Annotated in this window: 6 protein-coding genes; 2 read left to right on the top strand and 4 right to left on the bottom strand. The window is 45.1% G+C overall.

Going from position 1 to position 8,933, the window contains the following annotated elements; translation table 11 throughout:
• A partial coding sequence (locus N836_RS51780) for an IS256 family transposase (protein ID WP_023071356.1) occupies positions 1 to 381 on the top strand: 381 nt, incomplete at its 5' end.
• Between the two features lie 375 nt (positions 382 to 756).
• On the opposite strand, the gene N836_RS51770 is transcribed toward N836_RS51780, so the two are convergent.
• From N836_RS51770 to N836_RS51755, 4 genes are all read right to left on the bottom strand, one after another.
• Complete coding sequence (locus N836_RS51770) at positions 757 to 1,872, bottom strand: hypothetical protein (RefSeq protein WP_023072698.1); 1,116 nt, start codon at positions 1,870 to 1,872, stop codon at positions 757 to 759.
• Positions 1,873 to 2,021: 149 nt separating this feature from the next.
• Positions 2,022 to 3,497 (bottom strand): RICIN domain-containing protein, encoded by a 1,476-nt coding sequence (locus N836_RS51765; protein WP_023072697.1) that lies wholly within the window; start codon positions 3,495 to 3,497, stop codon positions 2,022 to 2,024.
• 269 nt (positions 3,498 to 3,766) lie between these two features.
• Entirely contained in the window at positions 3,767 to 7,285 is a 3,519-nt protein-coding gene (locus tag N836_RS51760) for an NB-ARC domain-containing protein (protein WP_023072696.1), read from the bottom strand.
• A gap of 781 nt (positions 7,286 to 8,066) precedes the next feature.
• Positions 8,067 to 8,300: a helix-turn-helix domain-containing protein gene (locus N836_RS51755; RefSeq protein WP_023072695.1), complete on the bottom strand. Its 234-nt coding sequence runs from the start codon at positions 8,298 to 8,300 to the stop codon at positions 8,067 to 8,069.
• A 100-nt stretch (positions 8,301 to 8,400) separates the two neighbouring features.
• Here N836_RS51755 and N836_RS51750 point away from each other — a divergent pair, with 100 nt between their 5' ends.
• Positions 8,401 to 8,703 (top strand): hypothetical protein, encoded by a 303-nt coding sequence (locus tag N836_RS51750; protein ID WP_031292695.1) that lies wholly within the window; start codon positions 8,401 to 8,403, stop codon positions 8,701 to 8,703.
• The last annotated feature ends 230 nt before the right edge of the window (positions 8,704 to 8,933 follow it).

The following is an 8,933-nucleotide window of genomic DNA, read 5'->3' as shown; positions in this document are numbered from 1 at the left end:
AAGGATCTCAAGCCGATTTATCAAGCCGCTACCCTAGCCGAATCGGAAGCTGCCCTGTATGCCTTCAGTGAAAAATGGGATGAGGCCTACCCAGCCATTAGCCAGATCTGGATTCGCCACTGGGAGAATGTGATTCCCATCTTCGATTACCCCATGGAAATTCGTCGGGTGATTTACACCACCAATGCTATTGAATCTCTCAATCGTTCTCTGCGTAAGGTGATTAAGACCAAAGCCGTTTTTCCAGATGAAGACGCTGTTTGCAGGTTGATGTATCTGGCGATGAACAATATCGCGAAAAAATGGAATCGACCGATTAAAAATTGGCGTGCCGCACTGTCTCATTTTGCTATCCTGTTCCCAGAACGCTTCTCTCTCTAAACAAACAGCGTTTACACAAAATTCAGATCACTCTCTCGAATCTCATTCATAATAGTCCTAATACCGTTATCTTGAGATAAGGGGGCAACAGCATTTGTCGTCAGTCTTAAACCCTTATGACGGTACAAACCCCAATGAGTTTTCCATCTAGGATTACCTTTGTCAGCTTGTCGATCTATCCAGCCAAATAACATAGTCCAGGCTGTTGAACCACATCCTACGTAACATCCATTCTCCAACTTAAACTGGTAATAGTCAGGTTGACTCCGGGTTACTCCTGTTGCCCAATAATAGATAGGTTTTTCCATTTTTCAACTCCTTACTAGTAAAGACTTTTACTATTTGCTAGATATATAGACGAGATTTTTATAATCTCTAAAAACCTGTTGATGGCGTATCGGGCATAACTATGAAAAAGGGTAGCTCCTCTTGAATCCCATTTTCATAAGATATCTGCAAATTAAATCTAGTCTCTTGAGAAAGAGATTCTACATTGGCAACAAGTTCTAGAGTTGGTAATGCATTAGAATGTTCAATTCTATTGATTTCTACCATTTGTGCACCGTCACCTGAAAGCTCAGTGGTTGCAGTATCACTTAATAAAACAATTGAATATGTTTCGTTCGCGAAGATACCTTCTCCAAACTCTTCAGCTAATTGATCTACTTGCCATGAGGAGGCTGCTTGTGATTGGAGAGCTTGTAAATGAAACTCAAAAGCAGTTGGATAGATTTCTCTCAACTCTTGCCATTTGCTTACTTGTCGAAGCTCAAATTCAAAATTGTTTTCTCCAGAAAAAGATATTTCATATTCAGCTGAAGAAGAGGTTGAATTAGCTTGATCTTGTGTTTTAGGTTCTGCAACTGCTGATCCTATTGAGTCTCGTAAACTTTCTAATTCATTAGTTGGCAAGTTAATAGGAATGGGAATCTGTCCTGAATGAGTAATTAACTCACCAGAGAAGTCTTCGGCCACATAACTTAGAGAGTCCAGCTTGTAGATACGAGATATGGATCTATCAACTTCCTGTGCCCAAGTTTCAAACTGGCGGCTTACAGGTGGACGATTAAAACTACAATGAGCAATAGGGAAATCATGTTCACCTGTTGCAACAATAATAAATCCTTGAGAGTAGAAAGGTAGACTGAGAATGGATGGCTGTTCTGAGGTAACAAATTCTCCAGGAATGGAAGGACGGCCTAAAATGGCTCGTCTACTGGAAGGATAAGTAAGACTGGATACATTTATTGTTGCCAATTCTTTAGTGGAACTTATATCAACTTCTGTCTCCTCTCGCTTCAGCCACTGAAAATACACTTCAAATTCGTAGTAAGCTACGTCTTCCAAATCCGGACGGTAGATAGGACAGACAGTAGGTGAAAAACTGGCTATGTTAACTATGTGATTAGTTTCTGTTTCCAATAAGCTTTGAAGATGCTGAATTGCTTTTCTCCAAAGTTTTAGATCTATTGCTTCAACAGGGATTTTCATGATCTAATCCTTCTTGATTTCCACTCAACGTTGGCCTGTTCAGGGATGGATTATTCCGAAATATGTATATGACGCCAAAACGTTTATCTCAGAACTTATATGAATCTATTCTGTCATTGACCAACGCTCTTCACTCTGCCTGATACTATCTAAACAGAGGACAACTTGAACTTATATCGGTCCTCATGGCCAACTGGGATAGGTCCCCATAAATGGACGAATCCTCCGTTATTCACAGCACCACTGCAAACGTATTTGCCAGAATGCTTATGTATTAGGTAGTAATAGTCTTCATCAGCTGGACTTAAGCTAAATTTATACCGCTCCTCATGGCCATCTGGAATCGGTCCCCACAAATGAACAGCGCCTCCGTTCTCCTTATCTCCAGTGCAAACATATTTTCCTGAATACTCGTGGATAATGTGATAGTAACCATCACCAACAGGCTTTACTCTGAATGAGTAGCGATCTTCATCCCCTTGAGAGATAGGTCCCCAGAGATAAATAGCACCTCCATTCTCTTTCTCTTTGGTGTAGATATATTTATCTGAGTATTTATGTATGAGCTGGCAATTCCCTTCCTCAAGGGTGAATTCCTTGGCATCAAACCCGTCAGACATAGTGGTCTTATAAAGTACTATCTCCCATTCACGAACTACATTTTTGTGCTTATCAAATAAACGGTAGTGATCAACTAAGGCATATTGCGCGTATGCAAATTTCTTTTCTGAGATTTTCTCCTTATAGGTTTCTTTTTTTGATGCTTTGATTTCGGTTTCATTAGTGGTTGTAGTTTTGATACTTCTGCTCAGACTACCTGCTAAAGCGATAGAACTCTTGTCGAAGCCAAATTTTCCAGATGCAGAAAGCTTCCATCCAAATGTATCTTCGATTTTTTGAGAGGTCTTTTCAGAAATTCCAAATTCAATAGAGAAAGTTTTTTCTACTTCTCGTTGCCCATCATGTTGATAATATATACCTCTTCCTTGAGAGCGATCCCAATATTGCTCGCGTCGTAAAACGTAGTAAGGATTTTGTAAGATCTGATATCGGTGATCTGAATAAGCCGTATCATTTACAAATACCGCAGGAATTAGTGCCTCGCCAATCAATTTAGGTTCACTACGTTCAGGAGGAACAATTGAATAGCTGATTATACGGGGAATATTACCTATCGCACCTGGTAAGGCTTCACCCTCTTCAAGCTGTGGCTTACGTGCCTTATTAACAGGGATGAGTTCAAATCTTTGGTCTCTTCCTCGTGTTTCAAACCATCTTAAAACATTACCATCAGTAAAACTGACTGCTACAAACTCATCCCTGGTGCTTTCTTGTATGTTCCACCATCCATCGCTGTAGTTGACAAAGGAAAACTCCTGTTCAGGAATATCGGCTTCTTTAGCACAAAAAATTTGCCCTAAGCCATTGACGGTTAAAAACTCACCAGTCGATCGGCACTGAATCTTGCAATGTGATTCACTAGCTGGAATCAACAACCACATCTGTTCAAATCCTCCAGTGTCAGCCCAGCGGAGGACATTTCCATTAGAGCCTCTTGCAACAAACTCATTTCTGGTACCTTCTTGAATTTTGTAGAAGGTACTCTCCATAACATTAGGAATCATAACTATGATATATGGCTTCTAGACGATTTTGCTTACATGAACGCTCTTCTTGTGTTTAACTTCCAATCTACTTCTTAGCTATACGCAGCTATAGCTGTCGTAGCTTAAGGCTGCCAACGATCATGTTTGGCCTGAACTATGTGTGCCACGCTATATATGCAGATACACAGAAGATATTTGGACATCAAATTAAGCGTTACTTTTATAAGTTAGACTGCTTGTGAGAGTCATAGGTAATGAAAAAGTCTGAATTATTAGTCCTGAAAAAGTCAGGTTTTCACTGCCCCCAGCAGCTGAAGGGTGGCTTTCTGGGTATCTGCTAATCCCGTTGCTCCTTCGATGTTCATGCCTTCATAGGGTCGGGGAGATCGCAACACCTGCAAACACTCACCTGTCCCCACATCCCATACCCGCAAAGTTTCATCATGGCTAGCACTGGCAATGGTTTTACCATCCGCACTAAATGCCACACTGACCACCAAATTGGTATGGTCTGCCAGGGTTCTCAAGCACTCCCAGGTCACCGCATCCCATAACTTAATGGTGCAGTCATGGCTACTGGTTACCACCGTCTTACCATCAGGTGAAAACAAAATAGTACTAATATGTCCTGCATGGGCCTGCACCGTGCGTAACGGAGTATCTCCATCCACAGGGCACACCATTAAAATCCCTGAAACACTGCCGCTGACAATATATTGCCCATCTGGGCTAACCTCCAATTCCGTAATCCACTCAGTGCCCGTTTCTATGGTTTTGAAACACTCACCCGTTTCCACATCCCACAGCCGGATGGTCTTATCCATGCTGCCCGTCGCCAGCCATCGACCATCGGGACTAAACCCCAGACAATAAGTCCAACTGCTATGACCCTGCAACACGTTCAAACAGCCTCCAGATCGCCAGTCCCATACCCTGGCCGTATGGTCAAAACTACATGTGGCCAACTGGGCACCATCAGGACTAAACGCCACCTGCCAGATTTGTGCCCCGTGGCCTTCCAGAGTAGAGATGATGTCCTGAGTTGCTAAATTCCACACATAGGTAGTATTCGCCGAAATGCTGGCCAATATAGGTTCTACCGAATGGTGACTGATGGCATACACATAGCTAGGATGTTTCTGGGATGTTTGAATACAGATACCTGTTTGCCAATCCCATATCCGCACCAACTGGTCTTGCCCACCGCTGGCCAGTTGAGACGAATTCGGCATAAAGATAACCGACCAGTTAAGCTGGGGACACCCCTTAAATGTTTTTAGACACTGGCCTGTCGTGACCGACCACAGTTTGACGGCCTCATCATTACCGGATGCTAGTAAGGGCGATCGCAAATTAAACGCCACCGACCACACCCTGGACTTAAACCCCTGGAGAGTTCTGAGACACTGCCCCGTATGACTATCCCAAATGCGCACCGTATGGTCATCACTGGCGCTAGCCACCAGGGAACCATCTTGATTGGTGGCTACAGACCAAATTATCTCCTGGTGACCTTGCAATACCCTACGACAGTTACCCGTCACCCAGTCCCATATCCGCACGGTAGCATCAGAGCTGCCGCTGATTAGAGATTGTCCATCGGGACTAAAAAACACACTCCAGACACCGTTGGTGTGACCGACCAGAGTTTGGAGACATTCCCCCCGGTTAACGTCCAAAATGTGGATGTTACTATCCGTCGAACTGCCACAGGCTAAAACCTGGCCATCAGGGCTAAAGGCCACTGGTTCAATGCTCTTTTGATTTATCTCCAACGTTTGAACGCACTCATTTGTTCTCAAATCCCAAATCAGAACCGTGCCATTCTCTCCACCACTGGAAATCTGTTGCCCATTGGGATGCCACACCACAGACCAGATGCGATTTCGATTTAGCTGAAAACTGTGAATTAACTGTTGTTCCTCAACAGTCCAAACCTTGACCGTGCCTTCTTCACTAGAGCTGACCAGTTTCTCTCCATCCGGGCTAAATTTTACTGACCAGATCCACCCAGCATGAGCCTTCCAAAAGACAATCTTTTGTCCATCAGTCACCTGCCAAATATGAATCTCACCATTGGTGTCCCCCGCCACTAACCATTCCCCATTCGGGCTAAAGGCAACTGAAACAATACTGGCCAGAGAGTCACTAAATACGGATTTAGTTAGATCCGCATGGGCCAGATTTACATTCTGCAGATCTTTACCCGACAGATAGGCTTGCCAGAGAGGTAAATGAGAGAAATCCTGCCCCTGCAAATCTACATCCAGCTGACACAACAAGTTGAGCAGATTTCCCCCGGCATAGCCCACCGTCTCTTTAGGCTGATGTTTGAATGCCTGCAATAACTGTTGTAGCTGCAGCTCAATGGTTGAACCCAGTGCATTCAACAGTTTCTCCAACAATGGCTGAGACAACTGCCGTATCTGCGCCTCCCGCACGAACTCCTTAGCATTTGCCTTGAGTAGCGCATACTGACTAAACAGCTGATAGTCCTGCTCGCTGATTTCCTGATAAAACTGCTCCACGAGTCGTTCTGTCATATATTCCATCACCACTGGCTGTTGCGTAATCCCAGCCCGACTGGTTTCCACCAGACAGCGTGCCTTTAGCGACTCCACTGCCTCCAGCAATGCTCGATGGGAGACCGCTGGCACAATATCCGCCCGCAGCTCTTTCAGCGACGTCCATTCCCGATTAATCGCCAGCCAGCGCATCACCGTCTGCTCCATGGCCGACAGACGATTAAACTGCTGATCCAGCAGGTCCCACAGGTCCCCAAAGACCACCGTGCCATAGTCTAAAAACTCAGCCACATCCCCCGCAAACACAGACCGAATCGTCGCCGCTACAATTTTCAGCGCCAGGGGGTTGCCGCTATAGCGATTGATCAGCTGCTGGTACTGTTGGTCACTGCCCTGAATGCCTAAGGTATTGAGGATTTCTTCGCTGGCAGTGGGGGTGAGTCCGATAAGGAGGTGCGATCGCACTTTCCCCCCATCCATTTCCCGATAAGCCAGTCCCATCGGCTTTTCCCGGCTGGTAATCACCAGACAGCTCTGGTGGGCCTCATCGGCTATTCGTTCCAGCAGTAAGCCATAGTCCACGTACCCATGGCGGTATGTGCGATCGCTCGTTTGCAAAATAGACTCAAAATTATCCAGCACCAGCAGACATTGCTTTTCATGCAAATAGCTCAATAGCTGCTCAATTTGCTGCGCTGCCGTATTCGGTACCTGTGTATCCTGCTGATCCGAGAAAACAAGAATCAGCTCCGATAGCACCTCCGACAAGGGCGGAGCCTGTCGCAACGTGCGCCATACTACATAGTTAAATTGTGACTGTACCTGCTTCGCCAGTTTGACCGAAAGAGCCGTTTTCCCAACACCGCCAATCCCCAGGATGCTGACCAGCCGACAGCGCTCCTGTACTAACCAGGTTTCTAATCTAGACTGCTCCTCCCCACGTCCATAAAACTTACTGACATCCGCCGCTTCTCCCCAACTTTGATTAGGGTCCGCCATCGTCGCCAAAGATGCTTGATTTGTTACTACCTGATGGGAGAGACTACATAAAATATTGCGGACATTGCTCTTCGTGACTTTCTTCCCTAGAACCTTAGAAAGCAACCGCCAGAGCTGAGCTCCCGTATCTTTAACATATCCATGTTCATAGCCAAGAGATGTGGCAATCGCCACATAGGACTCTCCGTCCCATACTTTACGAAAGATATCTATTTGAGTTTTGCTTAAGTATTCTGTATCTAGAGTGCGTTCTAGAAGAGCTAATGCTTCGTTAGCAGTCATTGCACAGCGTCAAGTTGAAATGGAGGTTTATATCGAATCTTGCACCCTACTCTGTCTATACTACAAACGCTCCACTAGCACAACCTCTAATATCAAGTTGTTTTGATATTCCCCCAAAAAATCGCTAGTGGCTAGAGTCCAAACACTTGCAAGGTCTAGCTACTAGCTATCGCAAAAGATTAAGTTGAAAGGAAAGCATTCTGACCTCAAAGCCTGTAGGCTGAAAGCTACAGACTGATGTTCGGGCCAGGCTCCAGCGGCAGGTGGGTCTGTGGGCACACCCGTGCCCTGACTATTATCAATAAACTCCTTCAAAAACAGGGTGACTTAAACACTAATTCATCTGGATCAATTTCATTAGAACACATGGACTTCAGAAGCTTCTGAAGCCGCTTAGGACAAGAAAACCAACGCTTCACTCTTGTCTTTGTTTCTGTTCGTCGTATCTTCTTCCCGGCGACTTCCACCGAGCCTGAGACCTGGATTTCATCTACAATAATTGAAAGCCAACGGCGGGATTTGAACCCGTGACAGCAACGGCTACAGGCATTGATGTTAGTAGCTTTCAGAAGCAGTTATATTTATTTGCCCTAGAATTGCCCTAAATCTAGTCTAAACACTTTTAGAGAACTGAGATTAACTCGCAATTCTACAAATAGGTTTTAGGCTGATCTATTTCGAGTCTGCCGCATTCAACCACTCTTGCCACCCATCCCCACGCTTTTTCAGCGTATTTCGGGTGAACGAATCGCACAGTCCAACTTTTAGTCCAATTTCCAATTTAGGGATCTAGTTCGCTACTTAAGTAGGTACTTACGAACTCTGTGGCGGCGTCTTGATTGAGTATCTTCAGGGTGCGAACTATTTCAATGATTGAGTCGCCCGTTGGGTCGATTTTGCCTTTACACCACCGGGCGACGCTGGTGCGCTCAACTCCCATCGTGGCCGCGAAGCGGTATTGGGTGATGTCGTATTTATCTAGTACCTGTTTCAGGGTATCGCCTGCTTTGCCCATGCCCTGATCATTTCAGAGGATGAGCTGCAAAGCGTGTCATATGTGCTAACGTTTCATATATGACACTAAAATGATGCTGGATTATTTGGAGGGGCGTGCTGTGGGAAATCCTAGTGCTTTCGTTGGTTCAGAGGTTGCTGATGGTAAGACTGATGTGGTGGTCAGTATTGAAATCAAGCAGAGGCTTGGGAATTTCCCTAAGGAGGATAAGGAGCCGGTTAAATTGCTGGTGATTGGTTCTAAGCAGGCTGTACAGGCGATTGTGCAGACATTGCATATGTGTGGTTTTGCTGAAATTTTTGAGTGGACAGATTTTATGCCTGCGCCTACTCCTGAGCGGCCATTGCAGTTTAAGCCTGGGGAGTTGATGAAGGTGCTGGTGAAGTATTTTTCGAAGGGTTAGAGCGCTGATAGTTGAGGTTCAACTCCTAAGAAACACAAACTAATCAGCCTTGAAAATTGATGATTGTCGTGCTTTGGGCGACAATTGTGTTTCTTTCAGGTTTAGCGAACAGCAGCGCTGTTGGTGAGGGGCTTAGATCTTGCACTAGTTCATAGGCATTAAACAATTGGCGAGAGTTCAACGGAAGAATAGGTGTTTCAACTATCTAGAATCCGGCTTATTGAGAAAAA

This window comes from Leptolyngbya sp. Heron Island J (assembly GCF_000482245.1).
In the GTDB taxonomy this organism is placed as follows: domain Bacteria; phylum Cyanobacteriota; class Cyanobacteriia; order Phormidesmidales; family Phormidesmidaceae; genus Leptothoe.
Note: the sequence above shows the minus strand (reverse complement) of the source record. Positions and strands in the feature narration are given on the sequence as shown.